2 protein-coding genes are annotated in these 746 nt (G+C 38.3%); both read left to right on the top strand.

Translation table 11 applies throughout. From position 1 onward, the window contains the following. Positions 1-411: DHHA1 domain-containing protein (locus ACRCJ0_RS17285; protein WP_431391385.1), on the top strand; the 411-nt coding region annotated here is incomplete at its 5' end. A gap of 64 nt (positions 412-475) precedes the next feature. Next, a complete protein-coding gene (locus tag ACRCJ0_RS17280; RefSeq protein WP_003140964.1) occupies positions 476-739 on the top strand; it encodes an IreB family regulatory phosphoprotein in 264 nt (87 codons plus the stop codon). The last annotated feature ends 7 nt before the right edge of the window (positions 740-746 follow it).

The raw sequence follows: 746 nt of genomic DNA, 5'->3' as shown, positions 1-746 counted from the left end.
CATAAGGAAACTTTACAGCAATTAAGTGCTTTACGTGATAAAATGAATGCGCAAGCAGCAGGTCAAATCTTTGATCATGTAGAAAATGCTGGTGCTTACACTGTAATCGCTGAACACGTACCAAATCGTTCGATGGATGATTTACGTAAGATTGCGGACGAGTGGAAACAAAAAGGCTCTTCTGATATCCTTGTGCTAGCAACTTCAGTGGATGATAAAGCGAATTTATTAATCGCTGTTGGTCAAGATGCTGTTAAAGCGGGTGTTAAAGCAGGCGACCTAATCAAACAAGTCGCACCAAAAATTGGTGGTGGCGGTGGTGGTCGTCCAGATATGGCCCAAGCCGGTGGTAAAAATCCAGCTGGAATTGAAGAAGCACTTGCATTTGCAAAAGAAATTATTGGCAAATAATGACGATTTCTTGTTAAAATACGGATAATTAGGTAAACTATAGATAATATTTGGAGGTGTTCTGATGAGTAATAAAGATGAAACAGTCCTATTCAATTTCGGAGAAAACAACGAAAAGGATGTCAAAGAGACATTAGAAATCGTATATGATTCTCTTAAAGAGAAAGGGTACAACCCAGTAAATCAAATCGTTGGTTATTTATTATCTGGTGATCCAGCTTATATTCCACGTCATAACGAAGCGCGTAATATTATCCGTTATCATGACCGCGATGAAATTCTTGAAGAATTAATCGTGAATTACATGAAACAATCTGGTCGCGAGTAATGCGATA

Source organism: Aerococcus sp. L_32, assembly GCF_050689315.1.
Note: the sequence above shows the minus strand (reverse complement) of the source record. Positions and strands in the feature narration are given on the sequence as shown.